The following is a 20,144-nucleotide window of genomic DNA, read 5'->3' as shown; positions in this document are numbered from 1 at the left end:
GGCGGGCTAGCGACCGCCGCCGGGGCCGTTGCCGGGGCGGCCACCACCGCCGCCACCGCCACCGCCGTGGCCCCTCCCACCGTGGCCCTTCGGCGGCTTGGGCGCGACGCCGTTGGACGTGTAGATGGTGACGACCGAGCCCTTCGTGCTGCTCGAGCCGCCGCTCGGGTCGGTGTAGGCGACGGTGCCGATCGGGTTGCCGGAGTCGGTCGAGCCGCCCAGGATCGGGTTGAACCCGGCCTGCCTGAGCGTGCTCTCGGCGGTCGCGACGCTCATGCCGGAGGTCGACGGCACCGTCGCCGGGACGCCGTTGACGTTGATGTCGCTCGGGGCGACGAAGTCGATGTCGTCGAACCGGTCCTGGATCGCCTGCATGGCCTGCGCCCACATCGGACCGGCGAAGCCGGAGCCGGAGATGTCGGAGTCGGAGATGTACGACCCGTGGATGGTCTGGCCGCCGAGCGGGATCGGCTTGCCGCCGTCCTTGCTGGCGCCGGCGATCATGGCGGCGGTCGCGAGCTGCGGCGTGTAGCCGACGTACCAGACGGACTTGCCGTCGGTGGTGGTGCCGGTCTTGGCCGCGGACGGGACGTTCAGGCCGGTCTGGCCGTTGTCGTAGCCGAAGCCGCCCGGCTCCTGCACGCCGCGCAGCACGTCGTTGATGGCGTCGGCGACCGTCTGCGGGAGCGCCTGCTGGCAGGCCCGGTCGTACTTCTTGAGCACGTTGCCGGACGCGTCCTCGATCGAGGTCACCGGTCGCGAGTCGCAGTGCAGGCCCCGTCCGGCGAAGGTGGCGTACGCCTCGGCCATCTCCAGCGGGCTGGCGCTGGCGATGCCGAGCACGAAGGTCGGCACCCGCTCGGCCTGGTGGCTCCGGTCGCCCTTGGGGTAGGTGAGGTCGACGCCCAGGGACCTGGCGATGCTGTAGGGCTTGCAGACGCCGGTGGCCCGCTCGAGCATCGCGTAGAAGGTGTTGACCGACTCACGCGTGCCCCGGTAGACGTCCATCGTGCCGGACGACGTGGAGCTCGAGACGTCCCAGTCGCCGACGTAGTTGCCGGCGCCCGGGCAGTTGGCGAACTCCGAGGTGTCGATGACCATCGACTGCGGTGCGTTGAACGTCGTCGAGAGCGGGATGCCCTTCTCGAGGGCGGCGGCCAGGACGAACGGCTTGAAGGTCGAGCCGGCCTGGAAGCCGGCGGAGTCGCCGTACTTCGTCGGCACCGAGTAGTTGAGGAACGTCTGGCCGTTCTTCTCGCTGCGCCCCATCGGCCGGGACTGGGCGATGGCCTTCACGTCGCCGGTGCGCGGCTCGACCATCGCGATCGCGCCGACCGCCTGGTCCCCCTTGGAGACGTGGTCGGTGACCGCGCGCTCGGCGGCCTCCTGGTCGGTCAGGTCGATGGTGGAGCGGATCGTCAGACCACCCGACTTGAGGAGCTGGCGCCGCTGGGCGACGGTGGCGCCGAGGGACTTGTCGTCGAGGAGGTAGTTCCAGGCGTAGTCGCAGAAGAACGGTGCCCGGGAGAACCAGCAGCCGTTTTTGGCCTTGACCACGTGCAGACCGAGGCCCCGCTTCTTGGTCTGCTCGGCCTTCTCGCGGCTGATGACGTTGAGCTGGGCCATCCGGTCGAGCACCACGTTGCGTCGCGCCAGGGCCCGGTCGGGGGAGTTGGTCGGGTCGTAGCCGGTGGGGTTCTTGACCAGGCCGGCCAGCATGGCGGACTGCCGCAGGTTGAGCTTCTTGGCGTTGACGCCGAAGTAGTGCCGCGCGGCCGACTGGACGCCGTACGTGCCGTCACCGAAGTAGGCGATGTTGAGGTAGCGCTCGAGGATCCAGTCCTTGTTGTGGTGCTGCTCGAACGCGATCGCGTAGCGGAGCTCCTTGAGCTTGCGCGCGTAGGTGTCCTCGGTCGCGGCGGCCCGCTCGGCCTTCGTCTTGGCCTGGGTCTGCAGCGTCATCTTGACCATCTGCTGGGTGATCGACGAGCCACCCTGCACGACGCCGGCGTTGGCCTGGTTGGTGACGAGGGCGCGCACCGTGCCCTTGAGGTCGAGCGCGCCGTGCTCGTAGAAGCGGGAGTCCTCGATCGAGACGATCGCCTCGATCATGGTGCGGTTGATCTGGTCGAGCGAGACGTTGACCCGGTTCTCGTCGTAGAAGGTGGCGATCGTGTTGCCCGACGAGTCGAGCAGCCGCGTCCGCTGCGGGAGCGGGTCGGTCTCGAGCTCGGCGGGGAGGTTGTCCATCGCCTTGGCGACGTTGCGGGCACCGACGCCGGCGATGCCGGCGAACGGGATCGCCAGACCGGCCACGACGACGCCGAGGAGGGCCGCGACCGACACCATCACGAGCAGGTGGGCGGTGATACGGCCGGCGGAGAGGCGCTCCTCGCGCGGAACGGACATGCGTCCGAGGATACGGGACCGGTCGAAGAGAGCCCCATTCTGCGATCCGAGCCCCTGACCCGAGCGGACTAGTCCAAATGGACTAGACGATCTGGGCACAATTGGTCTGTTCCAGTCCTCAGCATTTCCTTAACTTTCTCATCGAGGGGAACTCTCCCGGGTATAAGGCGCCATGGGGGCGCCGGATCCCGGTTCGATGTGGGGACATCACTTATGTGGGTTGAGGATTGGGCGAGCGCGGCGGCATGCCGCGAGTCACAGCCGGACCAGCTGTTCGTTCGCGGTGCCGAGCAGAACAAGGCCAAGCAGCTCTGCGCGGGCTGCCCCGTGCGGACGGAGTGCCTCGCGGAGGCGCTCGACAACCAGATCGAGTGGGGGGTCTGGGGCGGGATGACCGAGCGGGAGCGCCGTGCGCTGCTGCGTCGGCGTCCGAACGCCTCGTGGCGCTCCGTGCTCGAGACGGCGCGCGAGAAGGGCGGCGTCACGCCGCCCGTCACCGTCTGACCTGACGGTCAGGCGCCCGCCAGCAGCTCGCCGATCCGGCGCAGGCCGGCGAGGTCGTGCACGTCGCCGGGGAGCGCCGGCACCACGGCGGTGGGCACCTGCGGGTGCGCCGCGGCGAAGCGGGCGCGCAGCACCTCCTCGCGCTCGACGATGCGGGACTGGTCGGCGTGCAGCCGCAGCAGCCCCGCGGTCAGTGACTCCGGGTCACGCTGGCGCAGGCGGGTGGCGGCCGCCATCGCCTCGTCGGGGGACAAGGTGCCGCGCGGTGCCGGGCTGGCGCGGTTGACGATCAGGCCCATCAACGGCATGTCGTCGTCGGCGAGCCGCTCGACGAAGTACGCCGCCTCGCGCAGCGCGTCGGGTTCGGGGGCGGCAATCACCAGGAACGCCGTACCGTCCGCCTGGAGCAGCTCGAAGGTCTTCTGCGCGCGCTGGCGGAAGCCGCCGAAGAGGGTGTCGAAGGCGGCCACGAAGGTCTGCATGTCGCGCAGCACCTGGGTGCCCAGGATCTTGTTGAGCGCACCGGTGATCAGCCCGAGGCCCGCGGTCATCATCCGCGCCGGCCCCTTGGCGGGCGTGAGCAGCAGCCGGATGAACCGGCCGTCGAGGAAGCTCGACAGCCGCTCGGGTGCGTCGAGGAAGTCCAGCGCGGAGCGCGACGGCGGGGTGTCGACGACGATCAGGTCATAGGTGCCGTCGCGCTGCGCGTCGGCGTGGATCTGGCCGAGCTTCTCCATCGCCATGTACTCCTGGGTGCCGGAGAACGAGCTCGACAGCGCGATGTAGAAGGGGTTCGCCAGGATCTGCTGCGCCTTCTCGGGGGTGGCCTGGCTCTCCACCACCTCGTCGAAGGTGCGCTTCATGTCGAGCATCATCGCGTCGAGCCCGCCGCCCTTGCGGTTGCCCCTGCCGTTGGTGCGCAGGCCGGTGACGGGCCGCGGGGTGTTGTCGAGCCGCTCGATGCCCATCGACTGGGCGAGCCGCTTCGCCGGGTCGATGGTGAGGACGACGACCTTGCGTCCGCGCTCGGCCGCCCGGAGCGCGAGCGCCGCGGAGGTCGTGGTCTTGCCGACCCCGCCCGAGCCGCAGCAGACGATGATGCCGATGCCGCGGTCGTCGATCAGGGCGTCGACGTCCATCGCCGGGGCCGGTCCGGGGCGGCCGGCCAGCGGGCCGACGCGGGGGCGGGACTTCATCGGGTGCTCCTCATGCGAGGCCCTGCTGCTTGAGGGTGGCGGCGAGCTCGTAGAGGCCACCGAGGTCGACGCCGCCGGGCAGGCGCGGGAGCTCGTACGCCGGCCGGCCGAGCCCGGCGACGACCTGGCGCTGGGCGTCCTCGAGCGCGCGTCGTACGGCGTGGTCGTGGGCCTCGGCGACCAGCCCGTCGACCAGCCCCTCGTCGAGGTCGACCCCCGCCTCCTCGAGGTCGGCGGTGAGCCGCGTGGTGTCGAGCCGCCCGTCGAGGGCGGCCGCGAGATCGGCGGCCGCGATGTCGCGCGGACGCACCCGGTTGACGACCACGCCGCCGACCGGGAGGCCGGCGGCGGCCAGGGCGTCGATGCCGTCGGCCGTCTCCTGCACCGGCATCTCCTCGAGGACCGTCACCAGGTGGACGGCGGTGCGCGGCGAGCGGAAGAGAGCGGTGACGTTGTCGGCCTGGCTCTTGATGGGGCCGACCTTGGCCAGGCCGGCCAGCTCGTCGTTGACGTTGAGGAACTGCGTGATGCGTCCGGTCGGCGGCGCGTCGAGCACGACGGCGTCGTACGTGATCGCGGACTTGTTGCGGCTGTTGCGCTGCACGGCCTCGAAGACCTTGCCGGTCAGCAGCACGTCGCGGACGCCGGGCGCGATCGTCGTCGCGAACTCGATCACGCCGAAGCGGTCGAGGGCCCGTCCGGCGCGGCCGAGCTTGTAGTACATGGCGAGGTACTCGAGCAGCGCCGACTCGGCGTCGATGTGGAGGGCGTGCACGACGCCGGGTGAGCGGTCCTCGTGGCGCAGCCCGGTCGCGATCCGGCGCTCGGCGTACGGCAGGGGGTCGACGTCGAACATCCGCGCGATGCCCTGGCGGCCCTCCGCCTCGCAGAGCAGCACCTGCTTGCCGTGGGAGGCGAGCGCGAGGGCCAGGGCCGCGGCCACCGTGGACTTGCCGGTGCCACCCTTGCCGGTCACGACATGCAGACGCACGCGCGACCAGTCGGCTGTGCTCGGCCCTGACATGGACCGAGAGTAGCCAGCCGACCCCCACCCCTAAACTCCATGGGGAGGCAGGTCACACCAGGAGGCTAGACGTGGACAAGGTCGTTTCGACTGCTGCGGAGGCGGTGGCGGACATCCCGGACGGCGCGCGGTTGTCGGTGGGTGGTTTCGGGTTGTGCGGGATCCCGTCGGTGCTGATCGGTGCTCTGTTGGAGGCGGGGACGACGGACCTGGAGGCGGTGTCGAACAACTGTGGTGTCGACGACTGGGGCCTGGGTCTGCTGCTCGCCCGGAAGCGGATCCGGCGGATGGTGTCGTCGTACGTGGGGGAGAACAAGGAGTTCGCGCGGCAGTACCTGTCCGGTGAGCTGGAGGTGGAGCTGACCCCGCAGGGCACGTTGGCGGAGCGGATGCGGGCGGGTGGGACGGGGATCGCGGCGTTCTTCACCGCGACCGGTGTCGGTACGCAGGTTGCCGAGGGTGGGCTGCCGTGGAGGTACGACTCCGAGGGCAACGTGGTCGTGTCGTCGCCGGCGAAGCAGACCCAGGTCTTCGAGACCGCCGAGGGTCCGCGGGAGTTCGTGCTGGAGGAGGCGATCGTGGCCGACTTCGGGTTGGTGCGGGCCTGGAAGGGCGATCGGCACGGCAACCTCGTCTACCGCGAGTCGGCGGGCAACTTCAACCACCTCGCCGCGATGTGCGGTCGGGTGACGGTCGCGGAGGTCGAGGAGCTGGTGGAGCCCGGTGAGATTGCTCCGGCGCAGGTGCACACGCCGGGGGTGTTCGTGCACCGGGTGGTGGCGTTGACCCCGGAGCAGGCGGCCGACAAGCGGATCGAGAAGAAGACGGTGTCGTCGTGAGCTGGTCGCGTGAGGAGATGGCGGCGCGGGCGGCCGCTGAGCTGTCGGACGGGTCGTATGTGAACCTGGGGATCGGGTTGCCGACGCTGGTGCCCAACTACGTCCCCGACGACGTCGAGCTGGTGCTGCAGTCGGAGAACGGGGTGCTCGGCACGGGTGCCTACCCGAGCGAGGACGCGGTGGATGCGGACCTGATCAACGCCGGCAAGGAGACCGTGACGCTGCGCCCGGGCGCGTCCATCTTCGACTCGGCCACGTCGTTCGGGATGATCCGGGGCGGGAAGATCGACGCCGCGATCCTGGGCGCGATGCAGGTCTCGGCTGCGGGTGACATCGCGAACTGGATGATCCCCGGCAAGATGGTCAAGGGCATGGGCGGGGCGATGGACCTGGTCAACGGCGCGAAGCGGGTGATCGTGCTGATGGAGCACGTGGCCCGCGACGGGTCGTTCAAGATCGTCGAGGAGTGCTCCCTGCCCTACACCGGACGGGGTTGTGTGCAGCGGATCATCACCGACCTCGCCGTCATCGACGTCACCCCCGACGGGCTGCGTCTGGTCGAGCTCGCCCCCGGCGTCACCGAGGACGAGGTCCGCGAGAAGACCGAACCCGAGCTCGTCTAGCTCCCGATGTCACACCCGGGCGGGCTGTCCCGTCTACCGGGTATGAACACGACTCCCCACACCGTGGCCACGGGGGTGCTCACCGCGTCGGCGTTGTACGTCGGCTGGTGGGCGTCGCTGGCGCCGCGGTCCTTCTACGACAGCTTCCCCGGGCTCAACCGGACGTGGGTCGGCGGTGACGGTCCCTTCAACGAGCATCTCGTCCGCGACGTCGGCGGCCTCTACCTGGCCCTCGCGGTGGCCGGCGTGCTGGCGCTCGCGTGGCGGGAGCGCCGTACGACGCTGATGCTCGGCGCGGCTTGGACGACGTTCTCGCTGCTGCACCTGAGCTATCACCTGCACCACCTCGGTGAGCTGGCAGCCGTCGACGTCGTCGGCAACGTGGTCGCGCTCGGTGGGACCCTGGTCCTGGCCGTGCTCCTCCTGGTGCCGGCCCGGGCCGAGCAGCGGGCGGAGGTGACGGCATGAAGATCGCGGTGGCCGGTGGGACCGGCCTGGTCGGACGCATGGTCGTCGACGCCGCCCGCGATCGCGGGTACGACGTCGTCGTGCTGTCCCGGTCCGAGGGCGTGGACCTGACCACCGGCGCCGGCCTGGTCGATCGCCTGGCCGGTGTGGACGCGGTCATCGACACCACCAACGTGACCACCCAGAAGCGGGACGCGGCCGAGGCGTTCTTCGGCGGGGTGACCCGCACCCTGCTCGCCGCCGAGTCGACGGCCGGGGTCGGCCACCACGTGGCCCTGTCGATCGTCGGGATCGACGACGTCGACACCGGCTACTACGCCGGCAAGCGGCTCCAGGAGCGCGTCCTGGCGGAGGGGCAGGTGCCGTGGACGGTGCTCCGGGCGACGCAGTTCCACGAGTTCGCCGAGCAGGCGCTGCACTTCGTGACCGTCGGGCCGTTCTCGCTGGTGCCGCGGATGCTGAGCCAGCCGGTGGCCGCCCGCGAGGTCGCCGAGGCGCTCGTCGAGCTCGCCGCGGGCCCTCCGGTCGGGCACGCGCCCGAGCTGGCCGGCCCAGACCGGCTGCAGATCGTCGACCTCGCTCGCCGGGTCTCGACGGCGCGCAGCCTCGGCCGCCGGGTGGTGCCGGTCCGGCTCCCCGGAGCGGCCGGCCGGGCGATGCGCTCGGGCGCGCTGACGCCGACCGCTGACGGACCGCGTGGCCGGGTGACCTTCGACGAGTGGTTGAGCCAGCAGTGAGCGACGAGCTGGCAACGGCGTACGACGGGGAGCGGCCGCGCCTCGTCCGGGTGGCCTACGCGATCCTCGGCAGCCACGCCGAGGCCGAGGACGTCGTGGCCGACTGCTGGCTCCGGCTGGTGGCGGCCGACGCCCGCGACCCGGTGCGCGACGTCGGCGCCTGGGCGACCGTCACCGTCGCACGGGCGGCCCTCGACGTGCTGCGATCGGCCCGCGTGCGCCGGGAGTCGTACGTCGGGCCGTGGCTCCCGGAGCCGGTGGTGGCCGCCGTCCCGGACGCCGCCGACCGGGTGAGCCTCGACGACTCGGTCCGCTACGCCCTGCTGGTCGCCCTCGAGCGGCTGACCCCTGCGGAACGGACGGCGTGGGTGCTGCACGACATCTTCGAGCTGCCGTTCGCGGAGGTGGCCGCCGCCGTGGGGCGGACGCCGGAGGCGGTCCGGCAGCTCGCCCGCCGGGCCCGGCAGCACGTCGTGGCCGGGACGCCTCGGGTGGCGGTCGACGCGACCACCCACGACCGGGTGGTCGGCGCGTTCCTGGTCGCGGCCGCCGGCGGCGACCTGGCCGACCTGATGCGGCTGCTCGACCCGTCGGTGGTGCTCACCAGCGACGGCGGCGGTGTCGTCAACGCAGCCCGGCGGCCCGTGGTCGGGCCGGACAAGGTCGCCCGCTTCATGGCCGGGATCGCGCGCAAGGACGGCGAGGTCGAGCTGGTGGAGGTCAACGGCCGCACCGGCGTCGCGTTCCGCGTCGCGGGTCACCTGCACTCGGTCGTGTCGTTCACCGTCGACGGTGACCGGATCACCCGGGTCGACATCGTGCTCGCGCCGGACAAGCTGGCGTCGGTGCTGCGCGGCTGAGATCGTCGAGTGACGCGAAATCGCCCTCAGACGGCTGGATCGAGGGCGATTTCGCGTCTCTCGACACCAGCGGCCGTCCGCCACGCCGCCCCCACACCCAGCACGGCGATGCCGGCCGCGAGCACGAAGACGGAGCCGAACGGGTCGACCCCGACCCGGGTCGCCACCCCGAACACGATGCCGGACAGGGACAGCGACAGCGCGCCGCCGAGGGAGTCGGCGATGGACAGGGCCGAGGAGTTGAAGCCACGGTCGGTGTCGGAGGAGGCGGCGAGCATCGCGACGCCGGTGCGCGGGTAGCCGAAGCCCATCCCGGCGCCGGCGACGACGTACGCCGCCATGGCGAGCACCGGGGAGCCGTGGCCGACCACGACGACGGTCAGCAGGATCGTCCCGGCGAGCACGAGAGCGGTGCCCCAGCGCATCGCGGTGACGTGGGAGACGCGGTCGCCGAGCCGGGACTGCACCTGGCTCGAGGCCGCCCAGACCAGGCCGACGGCCGTCAGGGCCAGGCCGGCGGTGCCCGGCGAGAGCCCCCACCGCTCCTGCAGGACGAAGACGATGTAGGCCTCGGCGCAGAAGAAGGACGCGCTCAGCAACCCCCGCGTGCCGATCACGGCCGGCAGCCCGCGACGGGCGACCAGCGCACCGCTGGGCAGCAGCCGCCGGAGCGCAAGGACGACGACGCCGAGCGCGACGACCGCCAGGACCACGACCGGACCGCGTCGTGACCCGAGCAGCTCGAGCACCAGGACCGCGGTCGCCCCGACGGCGGCCCAGGCGAGCCGCGAGCCGGACGCCGTGGCCGCGCCGTCGCGGCGCTCCAGGCCGCGCAGCGCGGGGGCGATCAGCACGGTCGACAGCGCGACCACGGCGACCACGCCGAGGAACACCCACCGCCAGCCGAGGGAGTGGGCGACGAACGCCGCGAGGGCGGGGCCGAACAGCGACGGCAGCACCCACGCAGCGGCGAAGCTCGCGAACACGGCCGGCTGGAGGACCGCCGGGAAGACCAGCCCGACCACGACGTACAGGCAGACGGTCATCGCGCCGCCGCCGAGGCCCTGAAGCACCCGGCCTGCGACGAGCACCTCCATCGACGGCGCGGTCCCGCAGACCACCAGGCCCAGGGAGAAGAGCACGAGCGCCGCGACCAGCGGGCCGACCGGGCCGCGTCGGTCGGCCCGGGCGCCGGCGGCCACCATGCCGACGACGCCGCTCGCGAGCGGCGCCGCGAACGACAGGGCGTAGAGCCCGACGCCGTCGAGCTCGTCCGCGACCGACGGCATCACGGTCGTGACGGCGGTGGCCTCGAACGCCGAGAACGCGACCAGCGCGAACATCCCGATCGTGGTCGCGGCGTACGCCGGCGACAGGATGCGCGGACGTGGCCCCGGTGGTGCGGGGGTGCTCGGGACGGTCGTGGTCACCCGCAGAACCTAGGACTTCAACTCTGGTTGAGGTCAACCCGAGCCCGCTCAGTCGGCACTGAGCCCGGCGGCCGGGGTGGTGCGAGCTGCGCGGCGCGCCGGCAGCAGAGCCGACAGGAGCCCGGCCACGCCGGCGACCAGGACCACCGCAGCCAGCTGGCCCCACGGCAGCACCATCGGCGCGGCGTCGACCGCCCGCTGCACGAGGGCGTGGACCGCGACCCACGCGAACGCCACCCCGATCACCGTGCCCAGCACGGTCGCAACGACCGACAGCAGCAGTGCCTCGGCCGCGAGCGTGGCCCGCAGCTGACGGCGGGTGAGCCCGAGGGCGCGCAGCAGCGCGTTCTCCCGGCCGCGCTCGAGCACGGACAGGCCGAGGGTGTTGCCGATGCCGACCAGGGCGATCACGACGGCGATGCCCAGCAGGGCGACGACCGTGCCCGTCAGGATGTCGAGCTGGAGGGTCACCCACGAGCGCTCGCGCAGGCTGTTGACCAGGTCGGCGTCCACCGACTGGGCGATGGCATCCAGGTCGCCGCCCAGGTCCTCGGCGTCGGCGCCGTCGTCGGCCCGCACCCAGACCGCCCACGGCTGGGGGGTGGCGGTCAGATCCGCGAGCGTGGACGGTGCCACCACCGCGGCCTCGCCCCAGCCCGCCCCGCCGCGGACCCGTAGCCGGTCCGTCCGGCCGCGGGCCCGCACGGTGACCAGGTCGCCGTCGGCGAGGCCGTCCATCAGGTCCCCGGGGACCCAGATCTCGCCGGGACGCGGCGCGGCCACGCCGGGGGTGCCCCGGACCAGGCCGACGGCGCCGCTCTGGGCGACCACCGGCAGGCGGCCGGCACCGGACACGTCGGCGGAGACGCCCGCGAGCGTGATCGCGGAGTCGACCCCCGGCACCGCCCGCACCCGGTCGGCCACGTCGGCCGCCAGCGGCGCACCGGTCGCGGTGAGCGTCACGTCGACGGGATAGTCGTGGTCGAGGTCCTCGTCGACGGCGCTGCGGGAGCTCGCCAGCCCGACCAGGACGGCCGCGGTCAGGGTGACGCCGACGAGCAGGGACGCGGTCGTGGCGGCGGTACGCCGTGGGTTGCGCACGGCGTTCTCGGTCGCCAGCCGGACGGGCGTGCCACCCACCCGGCCGACCAGTCCCCCGACCGCCCTGATCAGCGCCGGGACGATGACTGGGCCGAGCAGGAGCACGCCGCTGAAGGTCGCGATCCCGCCGAGGATCATCGCGACCGCGTTGCTCGCGCTGATCGACAGCGCCAGCAGGCCGACGCCGACGGCGACTCCGACCAGGCCGAGCAGCACGCGGAGCCGGCCGGCCCCGGTCTGCACGCTGGTCGAGTCGTCGGGACGCAGCGCCGCCAGCGGGCTGACCCGGACCACTCGCCGGGTGGGCAGCCAGGCCGCGACGACGGTGACGAGGACGCCGACGACGAGAGCGCCGGCGTACCAACGCCCCGACGGCGCCGGGAAGGCCATGCTGCCGCTGGGCAGGGCGGACTTCGCCAGCGCCACGAGGGCGTAGCCGAGGCCGGTGCCGACCACGAGCCCGAGGGCCGCGGACGCGACGCCGAGCGCGACCGCCTCGACCCGCACGGAGCGCAGCACCTGGCGCCGGGTCGCGCCGACGCAGCGGAGCAGGGCGACGTCGCGGGCGCGCTGGGCGAAGAGGATCGAGAAGGTGTTGGCGATAACCAGCACCGAGACGAAGAGCGCGATGGCGGCGAACACCAGCAGCAGGATCGCCAGCACGTTGACCTCGTTGGTCAGCTCGGCCTGGCGGTCCTCGACGAACTCGTCGCGCGGCTGGACCGTGGCGCCCGCGGGGAGCGTCGCGGCGAGCGACGACGACCCGGGTCCGGCGTACGCGACCGAGTCGATCCACAGGTCCGAGTCGAGACCGCGCAGGTCCGCCCAGGTCAGGTAGAGCTGGGCGCCGTTGCTGGCGGAGGGGGTGTCGACGAGGCCGACGAGGGTGCCGTCGACCGATCCCCGACCTGTCCCGATCTCGACGCTGTCGCCGAGGGAGACGTCGTGCCCCTTGACCGCGTTGACGTCGGCGACGACCTCGCCCGGAGCGTCGGGGAAGCGGCCCTTGCGGAGCACCTGCCAGCGCAGGCCAGCGTCGTCGGCGACCCCGCCGACATCGGCCCGGTCCTCGAAGAGCCGCCCGCCGACCCGGACCCTCTGGGGAGTCCAGCCGAGGACGGCCGCGGAGTCGCCGTCCCGCTGCGCCCGGTCGACGATGCGGGCCGCCTCGTCGGCGCTGACGTCGGTGACGACGACGTCGGCACCTCGGAAGGGCACCTCGACGCCGGCGACCAGGCCGGCGCGGGTGGCGTCGGACAGCAGGCTGGTGACGACGATGAAGGAGACGCCGATGACGACGGCGATCGCCGCCGACACGTAGCGGCGGGTGTGGGTGCGCAGCGACGCGCGCAGCACGGTCCTCATCGGACCGGCTCCGCCACGGGACGGACGTCGGCGGCGAGGCCGTCGGTGATGACGACGACGTCGTCGGCGTACGCCGCGGCGTCGGTCTCGTGGGTGACCATCACGACGGTCTGGCCGAGCTCGCGCACCGAGCGCCGCAGGAAGCCGAGCACCTCGGCGGACGTCTCGCTGTCGAGGTTGCCGGTGGGCTCGTCCGCGAAGACGATGTCGGGCCGGGTGACCAGCGCGCGGGCGATCGCCACCCGCTGCTGCTGGCCGCCGGACAGCTCGGACGGGCGGTGGCCGAGCCGGTCCCGGATGCCGAGCACGTCCACGACCAGGTCGTAGCGCTCCCGCGCCTCGGCGTCGACGCGGCGGCCGGCGAGCTCGAGGGGGAGCAGCACGTTCTGGCCGGCGGTGAGCATCGGCAGCAGGTTGAAGGACTGGAAGACGAAGCCCACGTGCTCGCGCCGGAAGACGGTCAGCGCCGTGTCGTCCATGTCCTGCAGGGCGCGCCCGGCGACGGAGACGGTGCCGGAGGTGGGGGTGTCGAGACCGGCCAGGCAGTGCATCAACGTGGACTTGCCCGAGCCGGACGGCCCCATGATCGCGGTGAAGCGCCCGGCGGGCAGGTCGAGGTCGACGCCGCGGAGGGCGTGCACGGCGGTGTCCCCGTGCCCGTAGACACGGGTGAGGGCGCGGGCGCTGGCGGCGAGGGAGGTGGTCGTCATGCCACGACTCTCGCGATCGCGGGCCGCCGGATCGTCAGCCCGCGGGCCGGACCCGGCGTACGACTCAGGTCGTACGGGCCAGCCCGGTCTCGTACGCCAGCACGACCAGCTGGACCCGGTCGCGGGAGCCGGTCTTGGCGAGGAGCCGGCCGATGTGGGTCTTCACGGTGGCCTCGGCGACCACGAGGTCGGCGGCGATCTCGTGGTTGGACCGGCCGCGACCGACGTGCACCAGGACCTCGCGCTCACGGTCGGTGAGTCCGGCGATGCGCTCGTCGGGTGCCGCGGTGACCGGGTCCGGGAGCTCGGCGGCGAACCGGTCGAGCAGCCGCCGGGTGGTGCTCGGTGCCACGACCGAGTCGCCGGCGTGCACGACGCGGATCGCGGTCAGCAGGTCCTCGGGGAGCGCGTCCTTGAGCAGGAAGGCGGCGGCGCCGGCCTTGATCGCGGCGAAGACGTGCTCGTCGAGGTCGAACGTCGTCAGGACGACCACGCGGGGGAGGTCGCCGCGAGCAGTGATCGACCGGGTCGCCTCGACGCCGTCCAGGCGCGGCATCCGGATGTCCATGAGCACGACGTCGGCAGCGGTCACCGCCAGCTGCTGGACGGCGTCGGCGCCGTCGCCCGACTCCCCGACGACGGTCATGTCGCGCTGGCTGTCGACCAGCATCCGGAAGCCGCTGCGCACCAGCTGCTGGTCGTCGACGAGGAAGACGCGGATGGTCATAGCGGCAGCCTCGCAGCGACGCGCCAGCCGCCGCCCGCGCGGGGACCTGCCTCGAGCGTGCCGCCGTGCGCCTGCACCCGCTCCCGCATCCCGAGCAGCCCGAGGCCGCCGCCGGCGGCCGTGACGGCGGCGCCCCGGCCGTCGTCCTCGACCAGCACGGTCGCCTCGTCGTCGACGGCGACCACGACGCGCACCCGGACGTCCGGGCCGGCGTGCTTGCGGACGTTGGTGAGCGCCTCCTGCACGATGCGGTACGCCGTGAGCGCGACGCCGTCCGGCGCCGTGGTCGCCGGGTCCGGGAGGGTCGCGTCGATGTCGTCGCCGACCACGATCCCGGCCAGGTCCGCGATGCCGGGCTGCGGGCGGAGCTCGAGGTCGCCGCCCGAGCGGAGCAGGCCCAGGGTGTGGCGCATCTCGGTGAGGGACGCACGACCGGTCGCGGCGATCGTCTCCAGGGTCTCGGTCGCGACGGCCGGGTCCCGCTCCGCCGCGTAGCGCGCACCGTCGGCCTGCACCACGATCATCGACAGCCCGTGTGCGACGACGTCGTGCATCTCGCGGGCGATCCGCGCGCGCTCGTCCGACGCCGCCAGGGCGATCTCCTGGGCCGCCTCGCGCCTGATCTGCTCGCCGCGCTCGACCAGCGCGTCGACGTACGCCCGGCGGATGCGGCCGAGGGTGCCGAGGGCCCAGGCCGTGACGACGATGGCCGTGATGAAGAGGACGTACGACGTGAAGGCCGACGGGATCAGCTGGTCGAAGCCGAGCAACCAGACGTACGACGCGACGAACGCGCCCGCGATCCCGGTGGCGAGCGCGGCCAGGCCGGCCCGCGTGTGCGAGAACCGTGCGACCGAGTAGACCGCGACCGGGAACGCGACCTGGCTCCACAACGGCGTGTCCAGGAGGAGCGCCTGGGCGGCGCTGGAGCCGGCGACGACGGCGAAGACCACGACCGGGTGCCGGCGGCGCCAGTAGAGGGGTGCCAGCTGACCGACCGAGACGGCGAAGCCGGTCCAGCCGGCCTCGGTGAACGGCATCGCGAGGGCCGGCAGCAGCAGGCCCGTCGCGAGCACGATGTCGAACCACACCTGGCCCTGCGGGCTCAGCCGCCAGGGCTGGCGGTGCTCGGCCACGGTGCTCACGCAGCGACCCTAGTTGCGAGCGGAGGCGACCGCGTCCGACCACGGGTGGATCCCGCGTGCTCCCCGAGTAGGGTGCCGAGCATGACGAAGTGGGAGTACCTGACCGCGCCGATCCTCACGCACGCGGCGAAGCAGATCCTGGACAACTTCGGGGCCGACGGGTGGGAGCTGGTGCAGGTCGCGCCCGGCATGAACCCCGAGAACCTCGTCGGCTACTTCAAGCGCCCGATCGAGGGGTGAGCGGACGATGAGCGCACCCGAGGACCGCTTGGCCGAGCTGGGCCTGTCGGTGCCCGAGGTCCCCACGCCGGTGGCGGTCTACGTGCCCGCGGTCGCGTGCGGGGACCTGGTCTTCACCTCCGGCCAGCTGCCGATGAAGAACGGCGAGCTCCTGCTGACCGGCAAGGTCGGTGGCGAGGTCGGGCCCGAGGAGGCGAAGGACGCCGCGCAGCAGTGCGCCCTCAACGCGATCGCGGCCGTGAAGTCGGTCGTCGGTGACCTCGACCGGGTCGCCCAGGTCGTGAAGGTCGTCGTCTTCGTGGCGTCGACCCCCGACTTCACCGGCCAGCCCCAGGTCGCCAACGGCGCCTCCGAGCTGCTGGGCAAGGTCTTCGGCGACGCCGGCGTCCACGCCCGCTCGGCGGTCGGCGTGCCCGTGCTGCCCCTGGACTCGCCGGTCGAGGTGGAGATCATCGTGCGGGTGGCCGGGTGAGGATTCCTCTCCCTCCGGTCCCGCTGCCGGACCGGCTGGTCGACATCGCGCGCGAGTTCGAGGACGGCCGGCAGACGCCAGCCGAGCCGCGCAACGCCGCCACCGTGATCCTGATGCGGGCGTCCGCCGACGGCCCCGAGGTCTACTACATGCGCCGCCAGGTCTCGATGGACTTCGCCGGTGGCATGTGCGTCTTCCCGGGCGGCGGCGTCGATCCGCGCGACTTCGACACCGCGGTCGCCTGGGCCGGTCCGACCCCCCTCGAGTGGGCGGCCCGCCTCGGCTGCGACGAGGAGACCGCGCGGGCGCTCGTGTGCGCCGCCGTACGCGAGACCTTCGAGGAGTCGGGCGTGCTCCTGGCCGGTACGTCGGAGACGAGCATCGTCGCCGACACGACCGCGGACGACTGGGAGGCCGACCGGGTCGCCCTGGAGTCGCGGGAGCTGTCGCTGACGGACTTCCTCAACCGCCGCGGGCTGGTGCTGCGTACCGACCTGCTCGGCGTCTGGGACGCCTGGCTGACGCCGGTCTTCGAGCCGAAGCGCTACCGCACCTGGTTCTTCGTGGCGCTGCTGCCCTCGGGCCAGGTCACCCGCGACGTGTCGACCGAGTCCTCGTCGGTGTCGTGGATCCCGGCCCGGGTGGCCGCCGATCAGGCCGACACCGGTGACCTGGCGCTGATGCCGCCGACGTACCTCACCTCGATGGAGGTCGGTGAGCACGCGTCGCCCGAGGAGGTGCTCGCGGTCGCGGCCTCGCGGTCGGTGGAGATGTTCACGCCGTCCGTCGAGCCGCTGGGCGATGGCTGGACCCTGTCGATGCCGGACCGCCTGCGGCCGCTGGTGGCGGCCCGACGTCGCCCATGACCGCCTGGTACGGCGGGTCCTTCGGCTCGCGTGGCCGCTGCTTCCTGGCGCCCAACCCGGGGATGATGACGCTCGACGGCACCAACACCTGGGTGCTGCAGGAGCCGGGTGCGTCGGCGTCGATCGTCGTCGACCCGGGTCCGATCGAGGACGGTCACCTCGACCGGCTCACCGCCGAGCTCGGCGACGTGGGGCTGGTGCTGCTGACCCACCACCACTTCGACCACGCCGAGGTCGCGGCGGAGTTCGCGGCGCGCAAGGGCTGCGCCGTACGCGCCCTCGACCCGGCGCTGTGCGTCGATGCCGACCCCCTCGTCGACGGCGAGGACCTCGTCGTCGACGGCCTGTCGGTGCGGGTGCTCACGACCCCGGGCCACACCGCCGACTCGATCTCGTTGGTGCTGCCGGGTGACGGCGCGCTGCTGACCGGCGACATGGTCCTGGGGCGGGGCACGACGGTGGTGGCGCATCCCGACGGACAGCTCGGGCCCTACTTCGACTCGATCGAGCGGATGCGCTCGCTGGTGCTCGCGGGTGAGGTCACGACCCTGTGGCCGGCGCACGGTCCGGTGCTCGACGACGCCCTCGGGATCCTGGACTTCTACCTGGCGCACCGGCGCGAGCGGCTGGCCCAGGTCGAGCGCGCGCTGCACGAGCTCGGCGTGCCTCTCACTGCTGAGCTGGCCGAGGACGAGGCGCTGCCGCGGCAGGTGGTCGAGGTCGTGTACGCCGACGTCGACGAGTCGCTCTGGGGCGCCGCCGAGTGGTCGGTGCGGGCGCAGTTGGCCTACCTGGCCGAGCGGTAGCGGCGTACCACCCAGCGGAGCCCGAGGCACGCCGCGATCACCGCGGCCACGCCGAGGCCGATCGTGATCGAGAGGCGCTCCTCCGACCACGGCCAGCTCGGCTCGGGGCGTTCGACCGTCGGGTGCTCCGGGGGCATCAGGTCGGTGGCCACGGTCACGTCGCTGCCGACACCGGGGTCCAGGGTCGTCAGCGAGCGCAGACCGTCCTCGCTCCACACGCCCAGGAAGTCCACGGTGTCCTCGACGAACACCACGGGGCGTCCGTCGGAGAGGTGACCAACGGACTCGAGATCGTCGGGATCCGGGCTTCCCGGGCCCCAGACGTGGATCTTCCCGTTCTGCCACTGGACGGTGCCCCGGTCGTCGACCGACATCGGTGCCTGGTCGTTGCCGATGTCCCTGACCTGGGCCCGCTCGCGGCCGGGCGGGATCCGGCCGAGCACCGCTGGACCGCGGCTCCCCATGGACATCTCGGTCCAGGTGTCCTGCGGCGTCCCGGTGAAGGCCAGCCAGGAGCCGTCCGGGGACCACTCGATCTGCCGGATGGCGGTGCCCTCCTTGCCGGGCACCGGGATCTCGCGCCGCGCGCCGGTCGTGAGGTCCACGACCCGGATCCCGGTCGGGATCGGCGCGGTGGCAGCGTCGGGGCCGAACACGGCGTAGCTGTAGGCCAGGTGCCGCCCGTCGGGCGCGAGCGCGATCGTCGGAGCGCCGAGACCGACGGCAGAGCTCCAGTTGTTGCCGACGAAGTCGGGGAGGTCGAGCAGGTGGTAGGCGCCGTCGGACGCGCCGACGACGACCGGCAGTCCGCCGTTGGTCACCCATGCTGCGGCTCCGATGCCGACCACGGTCGGGTCGTCGGTGACCTCGTCACGCATCCAGCCGCCATCGTTGTCGCGGGCCTCCATCCGCTCGGGTACGGCGTACAGGTGGTCGGGCACGCCCAGGGAGTCGGTGTCGGCGACCGGCGGGTCGACGTGGCCGGGCACCCAGGCGACGGCGCCGGCGACGAGGGCGAGGACGGCCGCGATGCCGGCGACCAGTAGTGCCACGTTGCGGCGGTGGGCGTCGCGGGCGCGGGACCAGGTGTCGTCCGGGACGTCGGCAACCGGGGCCCGGTCGGCGATCCGCTGAAGCTCGTCATGGAGGGTCATGAAGGGTCTCCCACGTGCTCGGCGAGGTCGGGGGCGAGGGTGCGCAACCGGGCCAGCGCCTGGCGGCTGATCGACTTGACCGTGCCGGCGCCGATCCCGAGCGTGGCCGCGGTCTGCACCTCGGTGAGGTCCTCGAAGTAGCGCAGCACGAGCACCGTGCGCTGGCGGGTGGTCAGCCGCGCGAGGGCCTGCTCGAGGCTGAGCCGCAGGTCGGTGTCGGGGTGGGTGGCGGCCTCGTCGTACGCCCCGAGCCGGTGCTCGCGGACGTGGCGGCGGCTGCGCCACCAGGAGACGTTCTGCGTGTACAGGATGCGCCGGACGTAGGGCTCCGGATCGCCCTGGATCCGGCCCCAGCTCTTGGCCGCCTTGAAGAGCGCGGTCTGGACCAGGTCCTCCGCGAGGTGGGCGTTCCCGGTGAGGAGGTACGCCGTGCGCGACAGGGCGGGCGTGCGCGCGAGCACGAACGCGCGGAACGCGTCCTCGTCGTACGGCTGTGGCATCTCGCCCCCTCTCACCCCTGATGACGGTGCGGTGGGGTGGTTCGGGGGTCAGCCGAGGCGAGCTTCTCGGTCACTTCGCCAACTTCTCGGGCATTGCAGTGCCATAGAAGTTCAGGGATACCCGGTTAACCGGGTATCCCTGACCACGCTCAGCGAGCCCGCTTGCCCAACCGCTCGACGTCCATGATCACGACCGAGCGGGGCTCGAGGCGCAGCCAGCCGCGCGAGGCGAAGTCGGCGAGCGCCTTGTTGACGGTCTCGCGGGAGGCGCCCACCAGCTGGGCGAGCTCCTCCTGGGTGAGGTCGTGGTGCACGTGGACGCCGTCGTCGGCGGTGCGGCCGAAGCGGTCGGCGAGGTCGAGCAGCGCCTTGGCGACGCGACCGGGCACGTCGGAGAAGACCAGGTCGGCGACGACGTCGTTGGCCTTGCGCAGGCGGCCGGCGAGCTGGGCGAGCAGGCCGCGGGCGACGCCCGGGCGGCCCTCGAGCCAGCGCAGCAGGTCCTCGTGGGAGAGCGAGGCGAAGGTCGCGTCGGTCACCGCGGTGACGGTCGCCGACCGCGGGCCCGGGTCGAAGAGCGAGAGCTCGCCGAACATCTGGCCGGGGCCGAGGATGGCGATCAGGTTCTCGCGACCGTCGGAGGAGGTGCGCCCGAGCTTCACCTTGCCGTCGAGGACGACGTACAGCTTGTCGCCGGAGTCGCCCTCGTGGAACAGCACGTCCCCGCGACGCAGGCGGCTCTCGGCCATCGAGCCGCGCAGGGCGGTGGCGGCCTCGTCGTCGAGCGCGCTGAAAAGCGGTGCCTGACGGAGTACGTCGTTGTCCACGGATCCTCCTCGTGAAGTGACCCGCAAGCGCACGGGTTCCTCGCTGATCCTAGCCAGTGGGAAACCTCACAGGCAGCACCGGTGTCCGCAAGTCGGGCGCGCGCTGGTCCGGACCGGGAATCGGCGGCCGAATCGGTGGTG

General features: G+C 72.6%; 21 protein-coding genes. 10 read left to right on the top strand and 11 right to left on the bottom strand.

The window, feature by feature from the left end; genetic code table 11:
* Nucleotides 1-6: 6 nt before the first annotated feature.
* Nucleotides 7-2,409 carry a transglycosylase domain-containing protein gene (locus ABEA34_RS09810; RefSeq protein WP_345521070.1) on the bottom strand — a complete coding sequence of 801 codons (2,403 nt, stop codon included), beginning with the start codon at nt 2,407-2,409 and terminating at the stop codon, nt 7-9.
* Nucleotides 2,410-2,622: 213 nt separating this feature from the next.
* Here ABEA34_RS09810 and ABEA34_RS09805 point away from each other — a divergent pair, with 213 nt between their 5' ends.
* Entirely contained in the window at nt 2,623-2,913 is a 291-nt protein-coding gene (locus tag ABEA34_RS09805; protein WP_345521069.1) for a WhiB family transcriptional regulator, read from the top strand.
* An 8-nt stretch (nt 2,914-2,921) separates the two neighbouring features.
* On the opposite strand, the gene bagB is transcribed toward ABEA34_RS09805, so the two are convergent.
* On the bottom strand, nt 2,922-4,109 hold the full coding sequence (gene bagB / locus ABEA34_RS09800) for an ArsA family ATPase (RefSeq protein WP_345521068.1): 1,188 nt from the start codon (nt 4,107-4,109) through the stop codon (nt 2,922-2,924).
* A 10-nt stretch (nt 4,110-4,119) separates the two neighbouring features.
* On the bottom strand, nt 4,120-5,133 hold the full coding sequence (gene bagA, locus ABEA34_RS09795) for an ATPase BagA (RefSeq protein ID WP_345521067.1): 1,014 nt from the start codon (nt 5,131-5,133) through the stop codon (nt 4,120-4,122).
* Between the two features lie 71 nt (nt 5,134-5,204).
* On the opposite strand from bagA, the gene ABEA34_RS09790 reads away from it, so the two are divergent.
* Genes ABEA34_RS09790 through sigJ form a run of 5 tightly spaced genes read left to right on the top strand, consistent with a single transcriptional unit; the run spans nt 5,205 to nt 8,660 of the window.
* Nucleotides 5,205-5,972: a CoA transferase subunit A gene (locus tag ABEA34_RS09790; protein ID WP_345521066.1), complete on the top strand. Its 768-nt coding sequence runs from the start codon at nt 5,205-5,207 to the stop codon at nt 5,970-5,972.
* Nucleotides 5,969-6,595 carry a 3-oxoacid CoA-transferase subunit B gene (locus ABEA34_RS09785; RefSeq protein WP_345521065.1) on the top strand — a complete coding sequence of 209 codons (627 nt, stop codon included), beginning with the start codon at nt 5,969-5,971 and terminating at the stop codon, nt 6,593-6,595. The genes ABEA34_RS09790 and ABEA34_RS09785 overlap by 4 nt, the downstream gene beginning before the upstream one ends.
* Nucleotides 6,596-6,637: 42 nt before the next feature.
* Nucleotides 6,638-7,063, top strand: a complete 426-nt coding sequence (locus ABEA34_RS09780) for a hypothetical protein (protein WP_345521064.1) — start codon at nt 6,638-6,640, stop codon at nt 7,061-7,063.
* On the top strand, nt 7,060-7,800 hold the full coding sequence (locus ABEA34_RS09775; RefSeq protein ID WP_345521063.1) for an SDR family oxidoreductase: 741 nt from the start codon (nt 7,060-7,062) through the stop codon (nt 7,798-7,800). The genes ABEA34_RS09780 and ABEA34_RS09775 overlap by 4 nt, the downstream gene beginning before the upstream one ends.
* Complete coding sequence (gene sigJ, locus ABEA34_RS09770) at nt 7,797-8,660, top strand: RNA polymerase sigma factor SigJ (protein WP_345521062.1); 864 nt, start codon at nt 7,797-7,799, stop codon at nt 8,658-8,660. Before ABEA34_RS09775 ends, sigJ begins: the two co-directional genes overlap by 4 nt.
* Nucleotides 8,661-8,686: 26 nt before the next feature.
* On the opposite strand, the gene ABEA34_RS09765 is transcribed toward sigJ, so the two are convergent.
* The 5 genes from ABEA34_RS09765 to ABEA34_RS09745 all read right to left on the bottom strand — a co-directional run bounded on the left by ABEA34_RS09765 (nt 8,687) and on the right by ABEA34_RS09745 (nt 15,138).
* Nucleotides 8,687-10,090: an MFS transporter gene (locus tag ABEA34_RS09765; protein WP_345521061.1), complete on the bottom strand. Its 1,404-nt coding sequence runs from the start codon at nt 10,088-10,090 to the stop codon at nt 8,687-8,689.
* Nucleotides 10,091-10,138: 48 nt separating this feature from the next.
* Nucleotides 10,139-12,556 carry an ABC transporter permease gene (locus tag ABEA34_RS09760; protein ID WP_345521060.1) on the bottom strand — a complete coding sequence of 806 codons (2,418 nt, stop codon included), beginning with the start codon at nt 12,554-12,556 and terminating at the stop codon, nt 10,139-10,141.
* Nucleotides 12,553-13,266: an ABC transporter ATP-binding protein gene (locus ABEA34_RS09755; RefSeq protein WP_345521059.1), complete on the bottom strand. Its 714-nt coding sequence runs from the start codon at nt 13,264-13,266 to the stop codon at nt 12,553-12,555. The genes ABEA34_RS09760 and ABEA34_RS09755 overlap by 4 nt, the downstream gene beginning before the upstream one ends.
* Before the next feature lie 64 nt (nt 13,267-13,330).
* Nucleotides 13,331-13,993, bottom strand: a complete 663-nt coding sequence (locus ABEA34_RS09750) for a response regulator (protein ID WP_345521058.1) — start codon at nt 13,991-13,993, stop codon at nt 13,331-13,333.
* Complete coding sequence (locus ABEA34_RS09745) at nt 13,990-15,138, bottom strand: sensor histidine kinase (RefSeq protein ID WP_345521057.1); 1,149 nt, start codon at nt 15,136-15,138, stop codon at nt 13,990-13,992. Before ABEA34_RS09745 ends, ABEA34_RS09750 begins: the two co-directional genes overlap by 4 nt.
* 81 nt (nt 15,139-15,219) lie before the next feature.
* Here ABEA34_RS09745 and sp36 point away from each other — a divergent pair, with 81 nt between their 5' ends.
* The 4 genes from sp36 to ABEA34_RS09725 are packed head-to-tail and all read left to right on the top strand — an operon-like array spanning nt 15,220 to nt 17,522.
* Complete coding sequence (sp36, locus tag ABEA34_RS09740; RefSeq protein ID WP_186347541.1) at nt 15,220-15,378, top strand: Sp36 family protein; 159 nt, start codon at nt 15,220-15,222, stop codon at nt 15,376-15,378.
* Between the two features lie 7 nt (nt 15,379-15,385).
* The gene (locus tag ABEA34_RS09735) at nt 15,386-15,850 is read left to right on the top strand and encodes a RidA family protein (protein ID WP_345521056.1); all 465 of its coding nucleotides are present in this window, start codon (nt 15,386-15,388) and stop codon (nt 15,848-15,850) included.
* A complete protein-coding gene (locus ABEA34_RS09730; protein WP_345521055.1) occupies nt 15,847-16,716 on the top strand; it encodes an NUDIX hydrolase in 870 nt (289 codons plus the stop codon). Before ABEA34_RS09735 ends, ABEA34_RS09730 begins: the two co-directional genes overlap by 4 nt.
* On the top strand, nt 16,713-17,522 hold the full coding sequence (locus ABEA34_RS09725) for an MBL fold metallo-hydrolase (RefSeq protein ID WP_345521054.1): 810 nt from the start codon (nt 16,713-16,715) through the stop codon (nt 17,520-17,522). Before ABEA34_RS09730 ends, ABEA34_RS09725 begins: the two co-directional genes overlap by 4 nt.
* Here the strand turns inward: ABEA34_RS09725 and ABEA34_RS09720 are convergent.
* The 3 genes from ABEA34_RS09720 to ABEA34_RS09710 form a co-directional block, all read right to left on the bottom strand.
* A complete protein-coding gene (locus tag ABEA34_RS09720; protein WP_345521053.1) occupies nt 17,504-18,676 on the bottom strand; it encodes a hypothetical protein in 1,173 nt (390 codons plus the stop codon). The two genes, ABEA34_RS09725 and ABEA34_RS09720, sit on opposite strands and share 19 nt — an antisense overlap.
* Entirely contained in the window at nt 18,673-19,176 is a 504-nt protein-coding gene (locus tag ABEA34_RS09715) for a SigE family RNA polymerase sigma factor (protein ID WP_345521052.1), read from the bottom strand. Before ABEA34_RS09715 ends, ABEA34_RS09720 begins: the two co-directional genes overlap by 4 nt.
* Nucleotides 19,177-19,325: 149 nt before the next feature.
* A complete protein-coding gene (locus tag ABEA34_RS09710) occupies nt 19,326-20,003 on the bottom strand; it encodes a Crp/Fnr family transcriptional regulator (protein WP_345521051.1) in 678 nt (225 codons plus the stop codon).
* Nucleotides 20,004-20,144: the final 141 nt, after the last annotated feature.

The sequence above is a fragment of the Nocardioides conyzicola genome (genome assembly GCF_039543825.1).
In the GTDB taxonomy this organism is placed as follows: domain Bacteria; phylum Actinomycetota; class Actinomycetes; order Propionibacteriales; family Nocardioidaceae; genus Nocardioides; species Nocardioides conyzicola.
This window is presented reverse-complemented; position numbering and strand designations above follow the sequence as displayed.

Excerpts from the sequence above, each read along its gene's own strand:
- ABEA34_RS09810 (WP_345521070.1), bottom strand. The coding sequence starts at position 2,409 with ATGTCCGTTCCGCGCGAGGAGCGCCTCTCCGCCGGCCGTATCACCGCC.
- ABEA34_RS09805 (WP_345521069.1), top strand. The coding sequence starts at position 2,623 with ATGTGGGTTGAGGATTGGGCGAGCGCGGCGGCATGCCGCGAGTCACAG.
- bagB (WP_345521068.1), bottom strand. The coding sequence starts at position 4,109 with ATGAAGTCCCGCCCCCGCGTCGGCCCGCTGGCCGGCCGCCCCGGACCG.
- bagA (WP_345521067.1), bottom strand. The coding sequence starts at position 5,133 with ATGTCAGGGCCGAGCACAGCCGACTGGTCGCGCGTGCGTCTGCATGTC.
- ABEA34_RS09780 (WP_345521064.1), top strand. The coding sequence starts at position 6,638 with ATGAACACGACTCCCCACACCGTGGCCACGGGGGTGCTCACCGCGTCG.
- ABEA34_RS09775 (WP_345521063.1), top strand. The coding sequence starts at position 7,060 with ATGAAGATCGCGGTGGCCGGTGGGACCGGCCTGGTCGGACGCATGGTC.
- ABEA34_RS09760 (WP_345521060.1), bottom strand. The coding sequence starts at position 12,556 with ATGAGGACCGTGCTGCGCGCGTCGCTGCGCACCCACACCCGCCGCTAC.
- ABEA34_RS09755 (WP_345521059.1), bottom strand. The coding sequence starts at position 13,266 with ATGACGACCACCTCCCTCGCCGCCAGCGCCCGCGCCCTCACCCGTGTC.
- ABEA34_RS09750 (WP_345521058.1), bottom strand. The coding sequence starts at position 13,993 with ATGACCATCCGCGTCTTCCTCGTCGACGACCAGCAGCTGGTGCGCAGC.
- sp36 (WP_186347541.1), top strand. The coding sequence starts at position 15,220 with ATGACGAAGTGGGAGTACCTGACCGCGCCGATCCTCACGCACGCGGCG.
- ABEA34_RS09735 (WP_345521056.1), top strand. The coding sequence starts at position 15,386 with ATGAGCGCACCCGAGGACCGCTTGGCCGAGCTGGGCCTGTCGGTGCCC.
- ABEA34_RS09725 (WP_345521054.1), top strand. The coding sequence starts at position 16,713 with ATGACCGCCTGGTACGGCGGGTCCTTCGGCTCGCGTGGCCGCTGCTTC.
- ABEA34_RS09720 (WP_345521053.1), bottom strand. The coding sequence starts at position 18,676 with ATGACCCTCCATGACGAGCTTCAGCGGATCGCCGACCGGGCCCCGGTT.
- ABEA34_RS09715 (WP_345521052.1), bottom strand. The coding sequence starts at position 19,176 with ATGCCACAGCCGTACGACGAGGACGCGTTCCGCGCGTTCGTGCTCGCG.